This window comes from Actinotignum sanguinis (genome assembly GCF_003957255.1).
Classification (GTDB): Bacteria; Actinomycetota; Actinomycetes; order Actinomycetales; family Actinomycetaceae; genus Actinotignum; species Actinotignum sanguinis.
The window spans coordinates 1-23,478 of sequence record NZ_QDIE01000012.1; the positions used below are offsets into that span (position 1 = coordinate 1).

At 62.1% G+C, this 23,478-nt stretch carries 16 protein-coding genes; 9 read left to right on the plus strand and 7 right to left on the minus strand.

Annotation, left to right across the window (positions count from 1 at the left end):
• The first annotated feature begins 201 nt into the window (after positions 1 to 201).
• The 7 genes from DDD64_RS04285 (at position 202) to DDD64_RS09100 (ending at position 12,177) form a co-directional block, all read left to right on the plus strand.
• Positions 202 to 711 (plus strand): hypothetical protein, encoded by a 510-nt coding sequence (locus DDD64_RS04285; RefSeq protein ID WP_206435380.1) that lies wholly within the window; start codon positions 202 to 204, stop codon positions 709 to 711.
• 58 nt (positions 712 to 769) lie between these two features.
• Entirely contained in the window at positions 770 to 1,942 is a 1,173-nt protein-coding gene (locus DDD64_RS04290; protein ID WP_126135186.1) for a peptidoglycan-binding domain-containing protein, read from the plus strand.
• Positions 1,942 to 2,589, plus strand: coding sequence for an ABC transporter ATP-binding protein (locus DDD64_RS04295; RefSeq protein ID WP_126135187.1), 648 nt, complete (start codon positions 1,942 to 1,944; stop codon positions 2,587 to 2,589). The genes DDD64_RS04290 and DDD64_RS04295 overlap by 1 nt, the downstream gene beginning before the upstream one ends.
• The gene (locus DDD64_RS04300; protein ID WP_126135188.1) at positions 2,586 to 3,674 is read left to right on the plus strand and encodes an FtsX-like permease family protein; all 1,089 of its coding nucleotides are present in this window, start codon (positions 2,586 to 2,588) and stop codon (positions 3,672 to 3,674) included. Before DDD64_RS04295 ends, DDD64_RS04300 begins: the two co-directional genes overlap by 4 nt.
• A gap of 23 nt (positions 3,675 to 3,697) precedes the next feature.
• A complete protein-coding gene (locus tag DDD64_RS04305; protein WP_126135189.1) occupies positions 3,698 to 4,417 on the plus strand; it encodes an FMN-binding negative transcriptional regulator in 720 nt (239 codons plus the stop codon).
• 46 nt (positions 4,418 to 4,463) lie between these two features.
• Complete coding sequence (locus DDD64_RS04310) at positions 4,464 to 5,951, plus strand: amidase (protein ID WP_126135190.1); 1,488 nt, start codon at positions 4,464 to 4,466, stop codon at positions 5,949 to 5,951.
• 316 nt (positions 5,952 to 6,267) lie between these two features.
• Positions 6,268 to 12,177 (plus strand): S8 family serine peptidase, encoded by a 5,910-nt coding sequence (locus DDD64_RS09100; protein ID WP_126135191.1) that lies wholly within the window; start codon positions 6,268 to 6,270, stop codon positions 12,175 to 12,177.
• Between the two features lie 528 nt (positions 12,178 to 12,705).
• Here DDD64_RS09100 and DDD64_RS04320 read toward each other — a convergent pair.
• From DDD64_RS04320 to DDD64_RS04335, 4 genes are all read right to left on the minus strand, one after another.
• Positions 12,706 to 13,797 carry an alpha/beta fold hydrolase gene (locus DDD64_RS04320; RefSeq protein ID WP_241227369.1) on the minus strand — a complete coding sequence of 364 codons (1,092 nt, stop codon included), beginning with the start codon at positions 13,795 to 13,797 and terminating at the stop codon, positions 12,706 to 12,708.
• Between the two features lie 109 nt (positions 13,798 to 13,906).
• Entirely contained in the window at positions 13,907 to 14,569 is a 663-nt protein-coding gene (locus DDD64_RS04325; RefSeq protein WP_126135192.1) for an ABC transporter ATP-binding protein, read from the minus strand.
• The gene (locus tag DDD64_RS04330; RefSeq protein ID WP_126135193.1) at positions 14,550 to 15,734 is read right to left on the minus strand and encodes a hypothetical protein; all 1,185 of its coding nucleotides are present in this window, start codon (positions 15,732 to 15,734) and stop codon (positions 14,550 to 14,552) included. The genes DDD64_RS04325 and DDD64_RS04330 overlap by 20 nt, the downstream gene beginning before the upstream one ends.
• A gap of 933 nt (positions 15,735 to 16,667) precedes the next feature.
• A complete protein-coding gene (locus DDD64_RS04335) occupies positions 16,668 to 17,000 on the minus strand; it encodes a hypothetical protein (RefSeq protein WP_126135194.1) in 333 nt (110 codons plus the stop codon).
• Positions 17,001 to 17,266: 266 nt separating this feature from the next.
• Here DDD64_RS04335 and DDD64_RS04340 point away from each other — a divergent pair, with 266 nt between their 5' ends.
• Complete coding sequence (locus DDD64_RS04340; protein WP_126135195.1) at positions 17,267 to 18,148, plus strand: hypothetical protein; 882 nt, start codon at positions 17,267 to 17,269, stop codon at positions 18,146 to 18,148.
• A 30-nt stretch (positions 18,149 to 18,178) separates the two neighbouring features.
• Here DDD64_RS04340 and metX read toward each other — a convergent pair whose 3' ends face one another.
• On the minus strand, positions 18,179 to 19,441 hold the full coding sequence (metX, locus tag DDD64_RS04345) for a homoserine O-acetyltransferase MetX (protein WP_126135196.1): 1,263 nt from the start codon (positions 19,439 to 19,441) through the stop codon (positions 18,179 to 18,181).
• A 22-nt stretch (positions 19,442 to 19,463) separates the two neighbouring features.
• The gene (locus DDD64_RS04350; protein WP_126135197.1) at positions 19,464 to 20,762 is read right to left on the minus strand and encodes an O-acetylhomoserine aminocarboxypropyltransferase/cysteine synthase family protein; all 1,299 of its coding nucleotides are present in this window, start codon (positions 20,760 to 20,762) and stop codon (positions 19,464 to 19,466) included.
• 652 nt (positions 20,763 to 21,414) lie between these two features.
• On the opposite strand from DDD64_RS04350, the gene DDD64_RS04355 reads away from it, so the two are divergent.
• On the plus strand, positions 21,415 to 22,752 hold the full coding sequence (locus DDD64_RS04355) for a C40 family peptidase (RefSeq protein WP_126135198.1): 1,338 nt from the start codon (positions 21,415 to 21,417) through the stop codon (positions 22,750 to 22,752).
• 139 nt (positions 22,753 to 22,891) lie between these two features.
• Here the strand turns inward: DDD64_RS04355 and DDD64_RS04360 are convergent, their stop codons facing one another.
• On the minus strand, positions 22,892 to 23,416 hold the full coding sequence (locus DDD64_RS04360; RefSeq protein WP_026428653.1) for an inorganic diphosphatase: 525 nt from the start codon (positions 23,414 to 23,416) through the stop codon (positions 22,892 to 22,894).
• Positions 23,417 to 23,478: the final 62 nt, after the last annotated feature.

The following is a 23,478-nucleotide window of genomic DNA, read 5'->3' on the forward strand; positions in this document are numbered from 1 at the left end:
AAGACTATTAGTGGGAAGGACGTTATTGCTTGACCGGTATCTGATATCCAGTCCTTATTAGTATCGAAACCAGAGAATGACAATCATGATTCGAGAACACAGATACACCACTACCCAGGACTTGACCGGTGGAAAGCGAAGATCAAGATTTCGCCACGCTACACCACGGAGGAGCAGAAGCTTGCTTTTCGTGCGAAATGGTTGAAGCGGCATGCGGACTACTGGGGAATTGAAGACCCGCCCAATGTTCCTTTGGTTGAATGGAGGACACCATCAGGGGAATCGGATATTAAAAGAGCCGAGTGCCTGACAAGCAAGGGGTTTGCGTCTCATGCTAATCCCAAAGGGGGCATCGGTTCTGATGGTGCCATACCGGAATCGCAAGAAAAGGCGTATAACTTGGCCATATATGAGTGCATATCGATGTATTTTACCGATCCGGAGTTTATAACTGACTTATCGGAAGATCAATTGCGGGTGGTTTGGGACTACTGGGATGAATACTATATTCCCTGCCTCGCTGCGCATGGTTATAAGGTTGATATCTCCGAACGCCCCGCTCGGGAAACCTATGTCGCTAAGTTCCACACTGACCCGGAACACCGCTGGTGGCCCAATAATGGGGGATCGCTTGAATTCCAGATCCCCGTGGAAGTGTGGAAAGTTTGCCCCAGTGACCCTCCTGCCACAGAGCTCTATGGCATAAACTAAACCCATGATGTTTACCATTCACGTGTAACCGCGTGGCTACCACGAAAGGCGTGCCGCCATGAATAAGAAAATTACTCAGATCCTCGCAGGCGTGATAGCGCTCCTCCTCGTGGCGGCACTGGCATTCTGGGCGGGCCGCACCACCCTGAAACCCCCGGAGCGGATCACTCAAACCGGGGCGGAAACAATGACCGTCACTGTAACCGAGCAAAATATTGGCCGCACCCTCACACTCTCCACCACGGTAGAACGCGCGGCACAGCCGGTTGCCGTCAACCAGCTCAACGGCACCGTCACCTCCGTTGCCGCAGACGGAGAATTTCACGCCGGAGATACCCTCTACACCGTCGGAAATACCGAGGTTATCGCGGTAGAAGGTTCAACCCCCTTCTGGCGACCCCTCGCCGAAGGAACCGAAGGTGAGGATGTCACCCAATACCAGCGGCTCCTCACCGCACTCGGCTACTCACGCACCGTGGCAGATGGGAAATTTGGCCCGGCCACCACCGCGGCAACGAAAGCGTGGCAAAAAGCGCGCGGGCAGGAACAGAGCGGCGTCGTCGGTTTGGGAGAACTTGTGGCAGTGCCGCAACTACCAGCTGCGCTCACCCTGGACCGCAGTATTGCTTGGCCCGGTGCGGCCCTGACCGGAAGTGAAAATATTATTAACTCGGTGTCCGGAACCCCCAGTTTTTATATGGAAATCACGAGCGAACAACAGGCCATGATTCAGCCGGGAACCGGTATCCGCGTCAAGCTGGGCGAACAGCCCCTCATCGGAATTACCGGTGAGGCGGAGCAAACAGAATCGGGCCACATCAAGATCCCTGTTACCGCGGAGGATGGCGGTCTGCTGTGCGGCACTCGATGCGGGGAATTGCCGGCCAGCCAAAAAGCCTATCTTCTTACCGATATTGAGGTCGTGCCCGCGGTGACCGGGCCTACGGTGCCGGTCTCTGCGCTGTCCACGATGCCGGATGGGACCGTGAGCGTGAGGGTCGTAGGGGAGGCGGCGCCCCGCACCGTTACGGTTCAGACCGTGGCCGGCGGACTGGCGGTAGTTGAGGGCGTGCGGGCCGGGGAAAGCGTGTATGCCTTAGCCGATGCGAAGAAGGCTGGCACGCCTGGGGCACCCGATGCGCCGGGTGCACCTGCCGGATCCGGCGCTGATACCGGTTCTCGCGAAGATTCAGATACCGGCGCCACCCCGAACCCGGAAAGCACGAAGTGATGGACGCGCCCGGTATCGCCACCCGTGAGCTGCGCTTTCGCTACCGGAAAGGCGCCGAAGAACTCTTCGACGGCCTCACCCACGTGTTCGCTCCCGCCGCGATCACCGCGGTGACCGGGGCATCGGGGCGCGGCAAATCCACCCTGCTCTACCTCCTCGGGCTCACCCTCACGCCAAGCTCCGGGCAGGTCCTCATTGACGGCGCCGCGGCCAGCGAACTCACCGACCGGGAACGCTCGCGCCTGCGGGCCCGCCGCATCGGTTTCGTTTTCCAAGATTCCGAACTTGACCCCACCCGCCCCGTCTTGGACTCCGTGATGGAGCCCGGGCTCTACGCGGGTCATTCCCTGGCTGCCACCCGCACCCGCGCCCGTGAACTCCTAGCCGACCTGGGCCTGGAACACCGCGCCGACCACCGGCCCGGGCAAATCTCCGGCGGGCAGGCCCAGCGCGTGGCGGTCTGCCGCGCCCTCGTCAATTCCCCCACCTTTATCCTGGCCGACGAACCCACCGGGAACCTCGACCCGGATAATGCCAACCTTGTGCTCGGCGCCTTGCGCCAGGCGGCGCAATCCGGATGCAGTGTCATTATTGCCACCCACGATCCCACGGTGGTCAACGCAGCAGATGAGGTGGTGCGGTTATGAAATTCTCTGTTCTGCTACGCGAAGGCGCGAAAAATGCGCGCGGGGCCCTGGTCACTACCATCCTGGTGGCACTGGTGCTCGGGGTGATGTGCGCGGCATCGCTGGTGACGGTGGGCCGCCAGGCCGCCACCGAAGCCGAGCTGCACCGCCAGCTCACCGGCCCGCAAGCCCGCCAGCTTACCCTTGTCGATCAGAATAATGCCGGGCTGCTTCCCGAAGCATTCTTGGAAACCCTGCACGGCACCTCCGGGGTGGCCGGGGTGGTGGGATACCGAAGCACGGTAGACGTGGTCAACGGGTCGCTCGGCCCGGCCTCCCAACTGTTTGCCCTGGTGGAAACCGGCGGGGACATCTCCAAAATAATTACATTAACTGCTGGGCGTTATCCCGGTCCGGGGGAAGCCATCGTGCCCGAGGCCGTGCTGCCGCAGCTGCGCCTGGCCTTCCCCAGCGGCTACGTGGAATCGCGCGGCGGGCGGCAATGGGCCGTGGTCGGCTCCTTCACACCCAGCGGCGGATTCGAGGACCTCGATAATTACCTCCTGGCCGGGGGCGGCTCGGGCGCCTACGTGCGGGTGACCGCGCTGGCCAACGACGTCGAAAATATTGCCGCGGTTACCGATGTTGCACTCGCGGCCATCGGTGATTTCGACCCCACCAAACTCATTATTCGCAGCTCCGTCAGCCAGGCGAAACAGGGCGTGGCCGTGACCGGGCAGGTCGCGGGCATGGGCCGCGCCCTCCTCATCCTCATTCTCGGGGTGGGGGCGCTCTTCATTGCCGCGGTGGTGCTGGCCGATGTGCTGATCCGCCGCCGCGACCTGGGCCGGCGCCGCACCCTCGGCATCACCCGCGGCGGGCTGGTGGCCCTGGTGATCGCGCGTATCGCCTACCCGGCCGTGGGCGGCACCGCGCTGGGAATCGCCGCGGCCTGGGCTTATTGCCGGCTGAGTGGCAATCCGGTCGCCCTCGATTTTTCGGTGGCGGTGGGCGTGCTCGCGGTGCTCGTGGCGCTGCTCGCCTGCATTCCCCCAGCGATTTTCGCGGCCTACCGTGACCCGGTGGAGGTCATGCGCACGCCGTAGCCGCGCGCATTACACTGGCTGTCATGTACGTGGCGAGTCGTTTTGCGTTGGAACCGGAACGTGCGGTGGAACTAGCTGCCCAAATCGGGGTGGGAGAATTAATAACGGCCGGCCCGCGCGGCCTGGATGCCACACTCCTTCCTTTTAATATTTTTTACGACGACGCCGGCACCCTTCACCTCCACAGCCATATGGCACGTATTAATCCCCAGGCAGCCGATACTGGACCTTGCCTCATGGTGGTCACCGGCCCGAATACCTATATATCGCCCTCCGATATGCCACCCGGCCCGGACGATGCGCCGCTGGCTCGGGTTCCCACCTGGAATTACCTCACCGTGCACCTACGCGGCGAACTCACTATCCACGAGGATCCCGCCTGGCTCATCCCCACCCTGCGCGAACTGGTTGACGCCCACGAAATTGCCCACCACGGAGGTACCTGGCGCCCGGATACCCACGCGCGGCCGGAACAGCTGCGGCGCATGCTGCGCGCCATCGTGGGCGTGGATGTTAAAGTTACGGAGATTATTGGCAAGGCCAAGCTCTCCCAGAACTTATCCGCGGAGGAAATTGCTGCCACCGCGGCCAACTTGCGGCGGCGTCGTGACAAGAGCGCATCCACGCAGATAGCGGAACTCATGGAAAACCTAGCCATCCCCACTGCCGCGGCGCGTGCAGAAGCCGTGGAGCGGGCGAAACACGGCCGTTGGGCCGCACGGGCCCGCACGGAAACCGAATAACCCGCTCGCGGCGGCAAACGTGCCCTATCTCACGTACACTGTGAGCATGGCATTTCTTGAGGACAGCGTGGACCCCCTGGATCTTTCTGCCGTGCAGCTGGCGCGGCTCATGCGTACCGGCCGCCTAGACCCCGTTGCTCATACCGAACGGGTACTGGAGCGCGCCCGCAGCCGCGGCGCCGCGGTAGGGGCATTCACGCATATCGCGGAAGAATTTTCGCTGCGCCAGGCCTGCGCCGCCGCCGCGCAACTCAAGGAGGGCAAAGGCTGGCCGCTCACCGGGGTACCCTTCCCCATCAAAGACCTCGACGACGTAGCCGGCCTGCCCACCGAATACGGCTCGCGGGCCATGCGCGGAAATATCGCCACCACCACCAGCGGGGTAGCCCAGTCGATCCTGGACGCCGGCACCGTGACTATCGGGAAAACCACCACCCCGGAATTCGGCTTCGTCGGCTACACCGAACCGGCTGGCATCGCCCCCGCCCGCACCCCGTGGGACCTTACGCGCAGCGCCGGTGGATCCTCCGGGGGAGCGGCCGCGGCGGTTGCGGCCGGCGTGGTCCCCATTGCGCACGGGAACGACGGCGGCGGCTCGGTCCGCATTCCCGCCGCCCACTGCGGGGTACTCGGCATCAAACCCAGCCGCGGGTTGGTCTCACCCGGTCCCGGATCCTCTTTCTTCTCCGATAGCGGGCTGGCTACCGCCGGAGTACTGGCACGCACCGCCCGGGATCTCGCGGCCGGATTGGATGTTATCGCCCGGCGCCGGCCCGGGGATTGGAGTCCCTACCCGGGCTCGGGAGACTACCTGGCCACTCTGGACGCGGAATTTGGTTGCGGGCCGCAATCACGCAGCCGCGCCCTCGCGCTGGCCGATCTGCGGGTCGGGGTGCTCACCGAACCGCTCAATGTTGATACTGAGATTCACCCCGCCTGCCTGGAGGCCGTGGCGCGGGCGGCAGAAGATTTCCGTGCCATGGGCGCGCGCGTGGAAGGCATCGCGCGGCCCTTCGGCCCCGAAGCCTGGCAGTCCTTTATGCCGATCTGGCAGGCGGGTGCTGCCGCTATTCCACTCCCGCCCGAAAGTGAGTCCCTCCTCACCCCGATGAGCCAGTGGCTGCGCGCTCGCGGGCGGGAAGCATCCGCGCCGCAGCTCATGGCCGGCTTGCAGGGGATGTACGCGATTGCGCGGCGCATGGGGGAGGCGTTCGCGGGTTTCGACGTGATCCTCAGCCCGGCGCTCGGCACCCCTCCGGCCGATCCTACCTGGGTGTGCTGCCCGGATGATCCGGCCGAGGATTTCCGCCGCCAGTGCATCGTGAGCCCGTGGACCAGCTCCTGGAATATGTTTGGGCCCGCCGCGGTATCCATCCCGATCCACCGCGCGGAAGTGGGCGGCACTCTGCTGCCTTTCGGGGTGCACGTGGGTGCAACCCGCTTCGGGGAAGAACAACTCCTGCTCGCCATCGTGGCCGCCCTGGAAACTCTGGATCCCTGGCCGCTTATCCGGCCACCGCACCCAGAATCGTAGGCGCATAAATATCAACCGGTTCGGGGGAGTGTTCACGTTGTAGACACTCTGGACAGATGCGCACCATTCTGTGCGATGATAGCCCGCATCCGGTATTCCCACGCGTCACGCACTGCCGGTCTATCGCTCAAGGGTGAGAGGCTGAGCGGGAGGGGTGCATAACTTCTCCACTGGTTGGTAGATATGCGCGGCGGGGTGGGGAGGCTGCGCCGTGTGCGCCGTCGTCCCAACTCTGCCCGAACCCTGGCCGCCGTGCAGGAATGACATCACCGGATTCCCCGACGGGATCCCTCCCGTCACGAAGTTAGGAGAAGGTGTGACAGGTTTTAACTGGCGCCGCCTGGGCGGATTATCCGTCACGGCTGCGCTCGCCTTAAGCGTACTCACTACTCCGGCGCTCGCTGCGGATCAGCCTGCGCCGTCGAATCCCGCCGGCGCTTTCGCCGGTCTCTTCTCTCCCGATAACCCCGAGCTGGCTGCTTTCCAGGATCTGCAGGGCTCCACCGAGCGGGTGCGGGTTATCGTGCTCCTCAAGGACCAGTCGCGCCTGGGCAGCGATGCTGGTGAGGCGCAGAGCTTGGCCACCCAGGAAGACCTGGTGGCCCAGTGGTCGGAGAAGTACGGTCTGCAGCTTGAGCGCCAGTTCGGCTACCTCGTCAACGGTTTCGCCGCGACGATGCCGGCGGACAAGATGGCGGCGCTGGAAGCGGAAGCCGCGGTGGCCTCGGTCAAGCGTGAACGTGTCTATCAGACGACCAACGTTGCCGCTACCGAGCGTGCGGCGGATATTTCTCGCGCCGTCGCTCAGAGTGCGGGTGCCACGAAGGCCCTCGTCCAGGGTGCCCTCGCAGCCCAGCCGCAGGAGAATGTGCCCCTCGAAGATGCCTCGCGTGATATGCAGGGCGCGCCCGCGGCCTTGGCGGATGCCGGCGCGGATGGCACCGGCATGGTTATTGCGATTGTGGATACGGGTATCGACCCGAGCCACCGCGATATGCGGATCGACAATTGCGATACCGCGAAGATTAAGAATATTAACACCGCTGCGAACCCCGCCTTCACGTGTAAGGTTCCCAACGGCTACAACTACGCCGACGATAATTTCGAGATCATCGATACCACCTCGTCCATGCACGGCATGCACGTGGCCGGTATTGCCGCGGCGAACGGCCTGGATGAGGGGCAAACTTTTGCCACCACCGGACGGGTGGAAGGCATGGCCCCCAATGCCCAGCTGCTGGCCATGAAGGTCTTTTCCAATGACCCGGCGCGTTCGCGCGGCGCGGCCGACGGCGATATTATTGCCGCCATTGAAGATTCCGTGAAGCTCGGCGCTGACGTTATTAATCTGTCGCTGGGCTCCGATAACGGCTTCGGATACTCCAACGGCGCGGGCCTGGCTATTGAAGAAGCTCGCGCCAAGGGTGTGCTTCCGGTTATTTCCGCCGGTAACTCCGGGCTCAACTTCTCACCGGGCGGCACCGAAGACGATATGTTCGGTAAATGGGACGACGGCGTTATTGGCTCGCCTTCGGCTCACGATGCCACTCTCTCGGTTGCCTCGATTGATAATAATCTGGAAACCCGCTCGGTCGCCCGCGTGACCGTGAACGGCGTAGCCGAAGACCTCTTCTACGAACTCGCCACCGGCAAGCCGGATAATGTGGCCCGCGAAGCGGTGGCCGCCGGAACCGGTAAGCCGGAAGAATTCCCCGCAGATACCACCGGCAAGTACGCACTTATTGAGCGCGGCGGCATCACCTTCGGGGAGAAGTTCGGTAATGCGCAGAAGGCCGGTGCGGCCGGCGTTATTATCTACAACCACGAAGCCGGCGGGGATTCCATGATCTCCATGGGCGGTATTGACGAATACACCTTCCCGGGTGGCGTTATGTTCCGCTCCGATGCGCTGCGCCTGGTGGAAGCCATCAAGGCCGGCACCCCGGTCACCATCGCCCTCACGGATGAAGCCCGGACCACGCCCTCGGCCACGGCCGGTGCGCCCTCCAGCTTCACTTCCTGGGGCCCGACCTCCAACCTGGACTTCAAGCCGAATATTTCTGGCGTGGGCGGTAACGTATACTCCACGCTGAATTCCAATACCTACGGTTCGATGTCCGGTACCTCCATGGCCGCCCCGAACGTGGCCGGTTCCATGGCCAGCGTGCTTCAGGTGCTCGGGCAGCGCTTCCCGGATATGTCCCGGGTGGATCGCCTCAGCCTGGCAGAAACACTGCTCATGAATACCGCGGAAATTCCGCGGCACGACGGCGTTCCGTACGCCCCGCGCCAGATCGGTGCCGGTTTGGTGCGCGTGGATCACGCCCTGGCATCCCAGGTGCACGCCCGTGTAGATGGCGCCAATTCGGTGGCCCTGGGCCAGGTGAACGGGCCGGTGTCCTTCACCGTGACCCTGACCAACCACGGCGATAAAGAAGCGGCCTACGCGATTCCGCGCCAGGAAGTCGTCAACGAAACGAATAACGCTAACGACATCACCTCCACCTTCATTTCCAAGGAAACGCTGACGGCGGATCGTAAGGTCCTCACCGTGGCGCCCGGGGAAACCACCCAGGTCACCTTCACGCTCACCCCGAGCAAGGGTAACCACTTCGTGGAAGGCTGGGCGGTGCTCGCCGGCGTGCAGGAAACCCCGGATATTAAGGTGCCCTACCTGGGCTTCGCCGGGGACTGGAACGCCGAACCCATTTTCGTGGCTCCGGGCCAGACCTGGGGTGAGGGCAATACCTCCACCTCCCAGCTGACCACCACGATCTTCGGGATGACCCTCCCCGTGAAGAACAATATCTTCGGGGAATTCTGGCTCTCGCCCAATAAGGACAATAACGTTGATGCGATTGTCCCGAATCTGACGCAGCTGCGTAACGCGGAAGAAGCCCAGTTCGAAATCTACGATGCCAACGGCAAGCTCGTCACGCGCGTGGGTGAGGAACAGGAACTCTCCCGCCAGATCGCCGGCACTGCCCTCGGCACGAAGAATATTGCGCAGCCCTACCGCAGCCACGCTTTCGATGGCACCGTGTGGGATGCGGCCAGCGCGAGCTTCAAGGCGATTCCGGACGGGCGCTACACCTATCGCGTCAAGGCGCGCCTGGGTGACCGCTTCGACTGGCAGACCCTCGATATGCCCTTCGGTGTGGATACCGTTGCCCCCGAAGTTTCCGTGGGTGAACCCTTCGAGCGTGATGGCCAGAAGATCCTGCCCTTCACCGTGACCGAAACCGGCTCGGGGATTTTCTCCTCACCGATGGTGGAAACGGATAAGGGCACCGATATCAAGCCGGTCACCAAGAATTCCGATTCTTCCTTCGAAGTGGTGCTCCCCGAGGGCGTTTCCTACGTCATCGTCACCGTGGCCGACAAGGGCATGAATAACACCATGGTCACCAAGGTGCTCGGCGCGAACGCCATTGAGATCCCGAGCCTGAACACCTACAACACCCAGGTGTTCACCCCGAATCACCGCCTCGTCAAGGACGGCAAGCTGACCGTGTTCGGCCTGGCCTCCGATGCGGTGGCACGCGTGAGCGTGGCCGATGCGGATGCGGAGCTCGGTGGCGGATTCTTCGCCGCCCAGGTCCCGCTGACCGAAGGCACCCAGAACATCCCCGTGATTGCCTACGGTGATAACGGCCGCGAAATCACCCGCACGGTACTGACCGTCACCTACGATACGGTGGCCCCGAGCGTGGCGATTACCTCCCTCAATGCCGGCGGTAAGCAGCCGGTGGCCGAGGATGGTTCGGTTACGATCACCGGTAATGTGCGTGATGAGCGCGCCGGCGCTACCCTCACCGTCAAGGTGAACGGTAAGGCCGCTGAGGTGGATGCCGCCGGCGGATTCACCAGCACTTTCACCCCGGAAGCTGATGCGCTCAGCGCCACCGTGGTGGCCTCCGATGGTGGAAATACCACCACCGAAACGGTTACCTACGAAGGCCGGGAGGTCGTGGCGGAAGATACGTCGTCGTACCAGGCCCCCACGTTCACGAATGTGCAGTGCTTCGGCACCACCTGCCTGCCGGATATGTCCACCGCGGAAAAGACGGCGGACGGCAAGCTAGTGCTGCGCGGTACGGCGCAGGGCGTTTCCACCTTCGTGCTCCAGCCGCGCGTGACCGTGAACGAGGCCGGCGACTACGTGGTTCCGGAAGCGATCAACGTGACGGTCCAGGCCGATGGCACCTTCGAAGCCGCCGTGCCGGTGACCGCCGGCATTAACGCCTTCCATATGAAGGTGACCGATACCGCGGGCAAGGTCCGCATGGATACCATCCTGCGGGTGTTCTGGGATACCGGGTACCCCAAGGTTTCCTTCACGGAACCGACCCTGTACAACGGCGTGCTCTACGCGAATTCGGATGAGGTCACCTTCGCGGGTACCGCCTCCGATGATGCCTGGGGCTACGACCTGAAGATCAACGGCTCGGTGGTGCGCAGCATTATCGACCACACCGTGGGCGGCACCAAGACCAATACCCGCAGCTTCAACCAGGCATTCCCGGTTGCGGACGGCGATACGGTCCTTGTGCAATTCGGTGACAGCATGGGCAATACCCTTCTCAACACCATCCCCGTGGTGGTGGATAAGGAAGGCCCGGCGGTGAGCATCAACGGCACGGACGGCGCGGTTATTCGCGACGGCGCTGCCATTGCCACCAGCGTGACCGACCCCAACCTCAAGGCCGCGCGCGTGCTCCTCAACGGTGACGTGCTCAGCGAACAGAGCACCGATGCGGCCCTGCTCGGCCAGTCGGTGGAGGACAGCCTCGTAGACGTCAAGACCTACTTCGGTGGCGGAAATGACGAGGGTGCGAACGGTGCCGATGCGGCGAAGGCCGTGCAGGTTGATGCCAACGGTGTGGCGGATAAGAACGACGCCGCCCGGGTGGTTGCGGGCGTGAAGGACGCGGCCGGACTCATGGCTGAGGCCGATGCTCCGGTTGCCGACGACGCAGCAGCTGGCGATACCGCTGGCGATGCCGCGACCGCTCTCAACTACACCGTGGAAACCGCGGAGCTGCCGGCCGGCACCTACACCCTCACGGTGGAAGGCACCGACCTGGCCGGAAACTCCACCGCGCAGTCCATTTCCTTCACGAAGGACAGCCTGCCGGTTATCGAGGGCCCGGACACCGTGGAACTCACGGCGCCCGCCGGCGCTCTGGACCGGCAAGCCCTGGCCGCAGAGGTACTCGCCAAGTACACGGTGAAGGACGACGGCGCAGCTGGGGCCGCGGGCGATACCGCTCTTACCCTGGCACCGGGCACGGTGCTCAACCCGGGTGAGAATACGGTGACCCTCATTGCTACCGATGCTGCCGGGGCTGCCGTGACCAAGACGGTGAGCGTGACGGTGACCCAGGAGACCGCTCCGGCGCCGGAGCCCACTCCGGGTGAGCCGGGTACCCCGGGCACTCCGGATCCGACGCCTGCGCCGAACCCGACGCCGGTTCCGAACCCGACGCCTGCGCCGAACCCGACGCCTGCACCTGAACCGGGCACGCCCGGTAAGCCGGGTGATACCGGAAACGTGTTCTACCTGTCGAATGACTGGGTTTCCACGGTTGCTCAGCAGGTCTTCTCCTACGGGCGAGCCGCTGACCAGGTCCTTATCGGTGACTGGGATGGCGATGGCAAGGAAACCTTGGCCGTGCGCCGCGGGAACCAGATCTTCATCCAGAACAGCCTTAACGGCGGAGTTGCTGATGAGGTGATTTCCTTCGGTAAGGCCGGGGACACGATCGTGGTTGGTGACTGGGATGGTGACGGTAAGGATACCTTCGCGGTGCGCCGCGGCAACCAGGTGTTCGTCCTCAACTCGATTCGTTCCGGGGATGCCGACCAGGTATTCAGCTTCGGCCGCGACGGCGACGTGCTGCTGGCCGGTGATTTCGATGGCGACGGTAAGGATACCTTCGCGGTCCAGCGTGGAAATGTGTTCTTCGTGAACAACACCCTCGCGGGCGGCAAGGCTGAAACGTCCTTCTCCTATGGCCGGACCGGTGACCAGATCTTCGTTGGTGACTGGGATGGTGACGGTAAGGATACCTTTGCGGTGCGGCGTGGTAACCAGGTGTTTGTGGCGAACTCGCTCAAGAGCGGGAACGCTGATATCACCCTCCACTACGGCCGGGCCGGTGACCAGATGCTTGTTGGTGACTGGGATGGGGATGGCGTTGATACGCCTATCGTCCGCCGCTAATAACTAGCGCCCGCGGGATGCTGGCCCACCGGCCAGTATCCGGCCCAGGGTAAAGGGAAGGGGAGGCCCCGGAATTTCCGGGCGCCTCCCCTTTTCGCTTTCCTGCGTTCGCTGCGGGTTAATAGGCAGAAGGGGGTCTAATTACGGTGTGTTGTTGTCTTGGATCGGGTGCGGAACCGAACGCACCCCCGGTCCGTAACAGGGTGCAAATCTACGCACCATTTTGGCCTGATTTCTGCTCTGAGTTTGCACTACGCGACCCTGACCGTCCGGAATTTGCACTATGTTTGCCCCGGACTCGGTGACGAGCCTTCGTCGCGAACAAAGTGTGCGTGCGAGCACCGTTTTCACCTGATTTCATGTTCCTCACGCACACTTTGTGGACTGCGAGGTTCGGGACGCACACTTTTTCTACCCACGGTTCGGTTATGGTGCGTGGCGGACCGGACGGAATGCGTTTTCCGTCAAGGCATGTCATGCCACGGAGGTTAAGGAAACAAGGGGCGCGGACTATCTATTTACGCTTAGCTACCTTGAGCGGGCCCGCCGCACCTGCCACTGGCAAAACTCGCGAATCTCCGCGAACCCGGCCTCCCGCACCGGTGCGCGGGACAGCAAGACGTCATGAACGGCATTATCCAATTTCAGGATATGCACATCGCTCGCTATGTCCGCGGCCCGCGCCCACATTTGTTCGACGTCCAACACGGTATCGGCCCCGCGTAGCTCCTCGCTCCACGCGGTGGCCACGATGCTGCGCGCCGCGGTGAGCATGAGAACCGGCAGCCGCAGTCGCACATTTCGAGCTACATATCGCTGCGCTCGGATGACCGCGTGCAGCCACCCACCGCGAATCGGTGCCGGATCCGGGCGCATATCCCAGGCCGGCGTCCACCCGGTGGTCCAAAACGGATCGGTGGTATCTTCCGGAGCCCCGGGCACCCGCGTCATTCCCTCCGGGCGCCACGCGTCGAGCACCATCCCGTAAAAGCCCGGGTCGTGCACGGGCAGCGGTTTTTTCGGTGCGGTGCGCGCCGCCAGTTCAGCCACAGGTACGACGACGGCGCTCCCCGCCGCGCCCACCTGCAACTCCAACCACGGTGAATTAAGCACCAGGCCAGCCAGGTTCTTCCCGCGGCGTGACCCGGCGTAGAGGGTCGCGGTGAGGCCACCGGTGGAATGTCCGTACAAGATGGTGGGGAGCTGTGCAGCGCCGGGGCCGAACCGGGCCGGGAGGTCTGTTCGCATGGCGGCCAGCGCGGCATCAATATCTGCAAAATACACCCGCATGCTATCTGTATACCCGTAGCTCTGCCGCTGCGGATCCCAAGACCGCCCATATTTGCGCAGGTCAATTGCGTAGAAAGCCCCGCCGGCAGCCGTTACCGCGTCAGCGAGGGCCCACTGGTAAAACATGTCATTCCAGCCGTGAATGGCGAGGAAAGCGAAGCTCGGGGTAGGCGCGTTGGCGGGCGGCAATGCGCGGATGAGGGTAGCGATGACGGCGCCTTCGTCGTCGTCGGGAAGAGGAAGGGTGAGGCGTTCATAACCGGCGCCGAGGAGGTCGGGCTCCCACGCGAGCGCGGGGTGGTGGGGCGAGGCGGCTCGAGTCACAATCATCCTTTCGGCTTTTCCTCGATTTTACCGCCCGCGTAGGGTGTGCAGGGTGCACATAAACTCGGATGATTTATGCGCACCCCGGGCTGGGATGATCCGAGAATTAGTTAAGCTAAGCGGCCGCCGTTCCAGGCACGGCAACCGGCTGAAGGACGAGGGTGCGGTCGGTGCGGGCGGCGATGCTCGGGTCGTGGGTGACGAGCAGCAGGGCACAATCGCGTTCGCGCACGGTATCGAGGATGAGGCTGAGGACTTCGTCGCGCAGCTCGGTATCCAGCGCTCCGGTCGGTTCATCAGCCACCAGCAGGCGCGGGTGATTAATGAGCGCCCGGGCCAGCGCTACTCGCTGACGTTCCCCGCCGGAGAGGTTCTCGGCCATCGTTTGGGGAAGGACACCTAGGGTGCCAAGGAGCTCGCTGGCCTCGGTGGCGACGTCGCCATCATGACGGTTCCACAGCAGGCGCGGAAGCATCACGTTATCGAGGGCGGTGTATCCGGCCATTAATTCGCCGTGCTGGAACACAGTACCGATGGTGGTGGAACGCAGGCGCGCGAGGTGGTTGAAGGGGAGGCGGTGAATATTGGTGTCGGTCACCTCGATGGTGCCGGAGATGGGCTTATGCATCCCCAGAATCGTGGTGAGAAGGGTTGTTTTCCCCACGCCGGAGCGGCCCATTACGGTGAGGGTGTCCCCGCCGTTGAGGGTGAAAGTGATGGGGCTGAACAGCGGGTGGGTGTAGCCGCAGACCAGGTTGTCACAATGCAGAATACTCATGGTGATCCTTTCCCGGGCGCCACGCGCGGGCCCGTGCGGTTAGCCGGCGATACACAAGAATGGATTGCGCGGCGATGAAACAGCCGTAAATCGCAGCGATGGTGAGGATGAACTCCCAGGGGATAAATCCGGTTCCGGGCAGTAAGAATTGCCGGGCCAGGAATATACCCACCGCGAGAGCCGCGATCCCGGTCACGATATTGGTGGCGAGGGTACGCCGGGCGAGGATGCGGGCAACCGTGCGGGTTTGCCCGGTGAGTGCCGTGATAGCGGCGGCGTCGCACGCCTGGGCTTCGGCTTCTCGGGAGAAATTCAGCCACACCACCAGCAGCCCGCAGACAAAAGCGAAGGTCGTGAAGAGGCTGAGCCAGGTGGAATGCTGGCGGTAGATCTGTGCCAGGGCGCGGGTATTTTCACCCAGCGGTGTGGATAGCGCGGGGATCGGGGTGCCCAGGTCCAGGCTGTGAATCTGGCTGAGTAGTTTCTCTCCAGAATCTGGGCTATCGGATTCGATGAGGGTGACGAGCCAGCCGCGGTCTAGGTTCTCAGGGAGACTTGGCTGCGTAGTGCCGTATAGCGGAGTCAGGTAATCAGAAAGCAGCAGGTCAAGATTTTCTGGAGCAACCTGTCCGGTTTCCAGCGGGACCACTCCGATTCCGTGGCCAGCGGCGATAATAGCAGCGTCGGGGCGGGCCGCGTGAATCTGAGCGGCGGCATTTTCGAGGCAGCCCGGTGTATTGGGGCGGCACACAAGAGAGGAATCAACTGCGCTGAGGTTCTCAGGAAGTGGCGGCATCTCCTTATCGGTATCTGCGACCGCGTTGAAGCAGGCGATTAGCAGGGTTCCTATAATGAGGAAACAGCCCGCGAGGGTGCCGGAGCGGGAAGCTACCTCGGGATGGCGCATAACCCAGCGAGTGGTGAGATCAGTGAGGTGATCCTTTCGGGATCTGGTGGCAATGCTCGCTACGGTGCGGGTAAGTAGCGTGAAGGTTGCCGGCAGGCCTAGTAGGACCAGAATAATTCCTATAGGAATGGCGGCAGAAGCAAGTTCCAAGGGAATCCACCAGAAATACCACTGGAATCCTGCTGCCAGAAGAATCCCAAGAGCGAAGAGAGCTAGGCCAAGCAGAGGATGCTTCCTTTTTTGCCGTCCTGGCCGCATTGAAAGCGTGAGGCGGGGCCAGGAGAAAAACAGTACGAGTGCTGCGAGTGCACAAATTAGGGCTAGAATGATCCAGCCTAGTTGGGGAAGAAATGCCTGCGGGTGGAAGTGGAATCCGGTGAAAGGCAGGCGAATGGCACCACTGATGAGAATGGCGACCGCGGCACTGCCCGATAGGCCACCAAGTAATACTGGGGGAATGACTCGGGGAGTGGCGTGCCGAATGAGGTGACTGCGCCGTGCCCCCACGCATTGAAGAATGAATTGCTCCTGCGCGATGTTGCTCTGAAAATTCTTACGGCAGGCCAAGACATAGAGGAAAATGGGTAGGACGATGACTACAAGCACCAGAGGCAGAAGATGCTCGGCCCAATGCTCATATGTCACACTACCTATAGCTACAGTATCCGTACTGTTCGCGTCCACTGCAAATCCCGAAGAGAAATATACGCGGGACTCCATCCGAGCTTGTTCGAGAAAATCACCGGCATTCGCCGGGCGTGCGTAAACCAGTAGATCATCATCAAGAGCTGCGTACTCATCAATAACAGCCGTAATGGGACCGAATTGTTGTTCAAGGGTTTCGCGGTAGCGGAGAGCGGGGCGGGTGACCGCCGCGCTCCCCGCTACTGGCCAGGCGCTGAGTCCCGGAGGCGGAGGGACATCCGGTCGCAAAGGTTCCATGTAGAGAACACTCACGAGACGAGAGTCGATAAAGGTATTATCAACCCGATAGGCGAAAGTGGCTTTATCTTCGCTCGTCGCGTAGATAGGACCGCTTGTCTGAGCTACCTTGTTCCGGTACGGGAGCTCAACACCGATGGAAGCCAGTGAAAAAACCGCGATGACGCTCAATAAGGCCGTGGTAAACAGGGCCGGGAATGACCGTCGCTTAGTAGTGAAATTCATAATGGGTTGGGAAATGCTGTTTCACTAATAGATCCAACCTCCACATGACATTGGTAGTGGTATGGGTTGCGAAACGCACGGTTTGATAGCGGTGATAGTGGAGCTAACTGTTTTCGTGACGGTGGTATTGTATCCTGATTTGTTGACAAGGCTATCTTGGCTGGTGCCGCCATTATACTTATACAAAGCTGATACAAATTCGTCATCGTCCGCGTTGTCGGTAACGCTAATCGTCGGCCCGTTAGTTACGGTGTATTGACCGTACATTGATCCGTTGTAGACGAGAGCAGTTGCCGTAGTAGTTGCTCCGGCAGCTAGTAGAATCCCTACTAAGCTCGCTGTTACTTTACGTTTCATGATGAAACCTCCTTAGGTTGTTACCATCCAATAAGGCGAGTTTGCCCAGATGGGTAGCGTGCGCTCCGTTGCGCGGTGGGGAGAGCTGGAATCTTTCCCCACTTAGGATTCTACGGGCGCGCGAATCTCAAGGGAACTACGTCCTTTTGTGCTGATAGAGAAATATATTCGCCATTGGGTTTTCGTTATATAAAATTATCGGTTATTTTCGAAGGGGACTTCTGTAGAATCCCCATAACGGCCCATCGATTCGGGAGGAGCAGCCCGTGCCCACAACACAACGCCAGCCCGGCTTGCGGGAAACGGCCACCCGGCTGCTACCCTCCCTCGGCTTCGGGCTCATGCTCGGTGCCCTCCCCCTGCTCTGGATGAACGACTGGCACGGCATCCTCTACATCAGCCTCATCACAATAGGCGCACTCATCGTGCTGGGCGGCATTATTTATTTGCGTTACCGCTACCTCCACACCGCCGCCGCACACGACCACCCACTTCGCCCGCTCACTGCCGTGCTCACGAGCATCGCATTATTCTTTGCCGGCGCTCTCCTACCCACCCTCTGTAACCCGCCCCAAGCCTTCCGCATCGTCACCACTCAGATCAAAGACTGGGGCGGTGGCCCGTTGCGCTCCTATTTCACGGGCGGGGCTGAAGACTTGGGTGTCGCCGTCGTCGATATTGAAAAAGAAGCCAGGACCACGCAAGCGTTCCGCGCCCTCGTGCGCGAACGCCGCTTCGAAATTGACGTTCCGGTGGACAACCACAACGACACCGCGGTCACCTACTCGTGGTCCCTGCCGCGCGATACCATACCCTACGGTTTCGCGGCCTCGCGGCCTTTCCGTTTCGAACGTATCCCCACTTTTGACTACACCCAGCTCGACGCCGCGCTCTTTACCCGCGCCACCACCCTCGTGCGCGAGCGCGCCGCGCGCATCGGCCTGACTCCCGCGCAGCTAGACAGCGCGGAAGTATTCGTGCGGGTGAAAGCCGCGGCTGCTGAGCTACCCGAATGCGAAGGTGCCTGCCCCGCCCCGGAGGGCCTCATCTATACCGGATGGTTGCGGGCCGGCGGCAAAGCCGGGCACGTGATGATCGATGCGCGCGGCACCGTGCTGAGCGAAGACTGGTCCCAATTCGGCGGCTAGGGGAGCAAAAGCTACGGGGCAGCGCGGCGGCTAGAGAGCCGCGTCCAGGGGAGCATCCACCGGCGCAACCTCGGCAAGGAAATCTGCAATAATCGCGGAAACCTCATCGTTTTCAATGAGGAAACCGTCGTGGCCGTGCGCGGAGTGCACGGTCTGGAGCGGGCGCGCCCCGGGCAAAGCCGCGGCCAACTGCGCCATATGCTGTGGATAAAAAAGCCGATCCGAATCAACAGCGACGACGAGCGCCGGCTGCTGCAGCCCCGCCACCACCTGCGCGGTGCCGCCCCGCCCGCGCCCAATATCGTGGGTGATAAACGCCTGGCTGATCGTCAGGTAGGAATTCGCATCGAAACGCGCCACCAATTTCGCGCCGTGGTAGTCCAGGTAGGACTGCACCGCGTAACGGCCCCCGCGTAGCGGGTCTTCGCCCTCCTGCGGGGTGCGGCCGAAACGCGCCGCCAGCTCCGGGGCACAGCGATAAGTTAAATGCGCTATTTCACGGGCGAGGCCGAGCCCGGCAGCCGGGCCGCTCACCCCGCTCTCATCGGGTTCAGCATCGTAATAATGCCCGCCGCGCCAGCGCGGATCCAGGCGAATCGCTAGGTTTTGCAGGTGAGCATAAGCGATATGTTCCGCGGTGCTGGCCGGGCCGGCTACGAGCACCGCGAAAGCCCCCACCCGCTGCGGGTACGACGCCGCCCATTCCATCGTGCGGCACCCGCCGAAGGAGGCACCCGCCACCAGCGCCCAGCGTTCCACCCCGAGCAGGTCAGCGAGCCGAGCCTCCGCCGCGGCCATATCTCGCATGGTAATTTCCGGGAAGCGCGGGCCCCAGGGCTGGCCATCGGGAGCGGGCGAAGCCGGGCCGGTACTTCCCTGACAGCCGCCCAGCACATTGGGGCACACCACGTAGTACCGCTCGGTATCGATGGCCAGACCCGGGCCCACAATATCTTTCCACCAGCCGCTCTGCCCATCGCGTGCGGCAGCGTGCGAATCCCCGGTGAGTGCGTGGCACAGCAGCACCGCATTGGAGCGGTCCGCATTGAGCTGCCCCCAGGTTTCGTAGGCGAGTCGCACCTGCGGCAAGCGGCCGCCCAGCTCCAGTTCCAGGGGGCCAAGATCCGCGAAGCGGCGCTCACCCGGTTCGTCCCCTTCCAGCCAGGCGCCGGTAGGGCGCTCGGTGAGGCGGGGTGCGGGAGTGTAGCCGGTATCAAAATCACCGATAGGCGCGGCATCGGTAACCGGATCCAGGGGAGCGTGTCCCACGAGGAACTGGGGGCTGGGCGTCATGATAATCCTTGATCTCTGGTCTCTAGGCGATGGACTCGAGGCCCTGGCGAATATCGGCAATCAGATCGCGCGGATCTTCGATACCGATGGACAGGCGCACGGTGGCCGGGCTAATACCGTTGGCCGCCAGCTCTTCCTCGGTCAGCTGCGAATGCGTGGTTGATGCCGGGTGAACCACCAGCGACTTCGCATCCCCGATATTCGCGAGATTGGAGAAGAGCTGGAGGGATTCCACGAAAGCTGCGGCCTTCTCAAAACCACCCGCAACTTCCACCGTGAACACCGAACCGGGGCCCTGCGGGGCGTACTTGGCGGCCAGCTCGTGATAGGGATTATCCGGTAGCCCGGCCCAGTTCACCGAGTCAATACCGGGGTGTTCGGCCAGGAACTCCGCCACCGCGCGGGTATTGGAAAGGTGGCGTTCGACGCGCAGGGAAAGGGTCTCCAGGCCCAGCCCGATGAGGAAGGCGTTGAACGGGGAAATCGCGGCGCCGGTATCACGCAGCAGGGTGGCGCGGATACGGGTAGTGAACGGCGCACCGGGCAGATCGCCCCAGACGATGCCGTGGTAGGACTCGTCTACCTCGTGGAAACCGGGGAACTTCCCGTTCTTCCAGTTGAAGCCCGCGCGCTCCACCACCGAACCGGCAATCGAGGTGCCGTGCCCGCCCAGGAACTTGGTGGCCGAATCCACCACAACATCCGCCCCGAAATCGAAGGGATTGACATTGGCCGGAGTGCCGATCGTGTTATCGACGATCAGCGGAATATCGTGGGAATGGGCGAGCTTGGCCAGCGTCTCAATATCGAGAATATCCTGCTTGGGGTTCGGGATGGTCTCTCCGTAGAGGGCCTTGGTGTTCTCATCAATCAGAGCTTCCCAATTGGCCGGATCCGAAGGATTCTCCACGAAACGGGCCTCGATACCGAAGTTCTTGAGTACGTGCTTGAACTGGTTGTAGGTGCCGCCGTAGAGCGAATCGGAGGAAACAATATTATCGCCGGCCTGCGCCACATTCGTGACCGCGTAGAAAATAGCAGCCGAACCGGAGGCGAGCAGCAGCCCGCCCGTGCCGCCGTAAAGCGCGGAAATACGTTCTTCAATAGCGCCCTGGGTGGGGTTGGTGATGCGGGTGTAGATCATGCCCGGATCGGTGAGCGCGAAACGCCCGCGGGCCTGCTCATTATCCTTGAATACGTAGGACGTGGTCTGGAAAATCGGCAGTGCCCGGGCGCCGTGATCGGAATCGAGGACCTGGCCGGCATGCACCTGGAGGGTGTCGAAGTGCAAAGTGTTCTGGGAGTTCTGGCTTTCTGACATGGTGCTCTCCTTCAAAAATGTGATGGGGAGCGGGCGGCAGATAGCGCCCCGGCATAAACCTAGGAAAATATTTTTCTCAGGTGCAGCAATATCCATGATCCATTCTGGATAAAACCAGAGCTGTAAAAGATGAGGAATGGAATGCTGCGATGCGGCGAATGCGCTCTGACCAGCCCGCTTATTTTTCTACTTGGTGTTCTTTTCCAAAATCAGCAGGGCTGATAGCGCACGTTAGGGCGGCCGGGCCGCGGAACGTGCGCTAGTTGGGCATTCGCATGACGAACATGATGCAAGCATAGGCAGCTGAGGGCGGTATTCGTCAAGTTCACGACGTGAATCACATTCTCGGTTGGGCGCGCCGGTGGCGGAGCTGCGCCGTCGTGCTTCCGGTCTTTCGGGATGTTGACGCGTCCGTAGATACGCGCGCAACCCCGCTTTTCTCACACCCTCTCAACCTTGTGACAATTGTGGCTCCTGATAAATAAAAGCAAGCGGTGTGACGGAAAAGAACAGAATTACACCTGTGAAATTATGGGGTAGATGTTTCGTTTTGGACTGGTGTGAGGTATGTTCTTAGTGTTTATATCGAATTGTGGGCTGAGTCTGCGCGCAGCTGTGGTGGGCGCGGGAAAGCCTGCCCTCTGGAGGTCGTGTGGAGAATCGTTCTCGGCGCCTAACGGCTGTACTAGCCGCCTGCGCCCTCGCTCTCTCAGTGCTACCCGGTGCCCGTGCGGATAACGTTGATCGCGATATTGATCGCTCGCGGGCCGCGGAAAAGCAAACAGCTCAAAGTATCGGGCAGATCGAAGCCTCGCTGGCCGGACTCGCCTCCCAGGCCGAAGCCGCGCGGACCGATGTGGTCATCAAGGCCGCCGAAGCCCAGCGTGCCCAGCGCAACCTGGAAGATTCGGTCAATACCGCGATGGATGCCCAGGTGGTGGCCAATAGCGCTCGCGCGGAAGCCGATGCCGCCCGCGGGGAGCTCGGCTCGATTTCTTCAGCGATGTACCGGGATTCCTCCACCACGCTCACGGCAGCGAACGCGCTGCTCGGGGCGCAATCCCTGCGCGATGCCGATGACCGCCAGCGGGCCTTCCGCACCGCCGGCCACGCCACGGACCAAAAGTTGCAGCGCTACCAGGCCGCCCGCGATATTGCCGATACCCTCCAGGGCGAAGCGGATCGCAAAGCCAATGAGCAAGCCACAATTGCCGCGCGCGCGGAAGGCGCCGCGCAGGACGCCAGCTCGGCCGCCTCCCAATTGGATAGCCAACTGGCTTCCATCGAAGCGCAACGCGACCAACTTTTCGAAACCCTTGCCCGGCAAAAGGGTACGACGGCGGCGCTTGAACGCGCCCAGCAAGAACAGAAAGAAGCCGCGGCGCGTGCCCAGGCCGAAGCCGAACGCCAGCGTATCGCGGCCGAAGCGGCAGCCCAGGAACAGGCCGCCCGCGAGGCAGCAGCTCGGGAAGCCGCAGCTCGCCAGGCAGCCGCAGAAGAAGCGGCACGGCGCCAGGCGGAATCGCAGCCTGCGCCCGCGCCGGCACCCGCCCCTGCTCCCGCGCCAGAACCTGATCCGGAACCTGCTCCCGCACCGGCGCCCGCCCCGGATCCTGAACCGGAGCCCGAACCCGAACCGGCCCCGGCACCTTCGGGTGACGGTTGGGCGATTGTGAGCTTCGCGCGGCAATTCGTAGGGGTGCCCTATGTGTGGGGTGGCAATACCCCCTCGGGCTGGGATTGCTCCGGTTTCACCCGCTATGTGTACGGGCACTTCGGCTACTCCCTGCCGCGTACCTCCGGGGCGCAGCGCTCGGCCGGCTACGAGATTTCCCCCTCGCAAGCCCAACCCGGTGACCTGCTGTGGTGGCCCGGGCACGTGGGCATCTACACCGGTAACGGCATGCATATCGCCGCGACCAACCCCGAAGGCGGTACCCGCGAAGGTCCGATTTGGGGGAGCCCCACCTACGTGCGGATTATCGACTAGATACGCTCGGGTGGCGTGGCGTGCTGCTGGGCGCGCCGCGCGCGAGCGTAAAGAAAAGCGGGAGCTGTGCCTCGGTGCATAGCTCCCGCTTTATATGCTTTTACGTAGGTAGCGGCCGTTGAAGCGGCCTCCCCCCCGCCTAGTGCTGGCTGGGCGGCTGCGCCTCGTGCGCGGTGTAGTAACCTTCGTCAATGGCCCGCTGGAAAGAGGCCCGAATTTCCTCTTCCGCGGCTTCCCGGCCTACCCAGTGGGCGCCTTCCACCGACTTGCCCGGCTCCAGATCCTTATACACCTCGAAGAAGTGCTGGATTTCCAGGCGGTGGAATTCAGAAACATCCTCAATTTCGGTACGCCAGGAGGCCCGCTGATCCGAGGCCGGCACGCACAGTACCTTATCGTCGCCGCCCTTTTCATCACGCATGCGGAACATTCCCAAGGCGCGGCACCGAATCACACAGCCCGGGAACGTGGGCTCTTCGAGCAGTACCAGGGCGTCCAGCGGATCGCCGTCCTCACCGAGGGTGTCATCAATAAAACCGTAATCATCGGGGTACCGGGTGGATGTGAAAAGCATGCGATCCAGGCGAATCCGCCCGGTTTCATGATCTACTTCGTACTTATTTCGATTTCCCTTGGGGATTTCGATGGTGACATCGAATTCCATCATGTGAAGCTCTCCTCGCTGACGGCTGGCACATAAGAACACCTAAGAATACGAGCTGCGTT